This is a genomic window from Bacillus cereus group sp. BfR-BA-01453 (assembly GCF_022662915.1).
GTDB lineage: Bacteria > Bacillota > Bacilli > Bacillales > Bacillaceae_G > Bacillus_A > Bacillus_A paranthracis.
On sequence record NZ_JAKUEN010000055.1, the window covers coordinates 1 to 240 of the forward strand.

Here is a 240-nt window from a genome sequence, read left to right on the forward strand (position 1 = left end):
AGGCATGTTAACCACTACACCACGGGACCATTTGGTTGCGGGGACAGGATTTGAACCTGCGACCTTCGGGTTATGAGCCCGACGAGCTACCGTGCTGCTCCACCCCGCGATAATATTATTCATATAGTTTATATGGTGGAGGATGACGGGATCGAACCGCCGACCCCCTGCTTGTAAGGCAGGTGCTCTCCCAGCTGAGCTAATCCTCCAAAAGTGGTGACCCGTACGGGATTCGAACCC

2 tRNA genes are annotated in these 240 nt (G+C 54.6%); both read right to left on the minus strand.

The window, feature by feature from the left end:
- Positions 1-32 precede the first annotated feature (32 nt).
- Positions 33-109 (minus strand) — tRNA-Met (locus MR070_RS26985).
- 24 nt (positions 110-133) lie between these two features.
- Positions 134-209 (minus strand) — tRNA-Val (locus MR070_RS26990).
- Between the last annotated feature and the right edge of the window lie 31 nt (positions 210-240).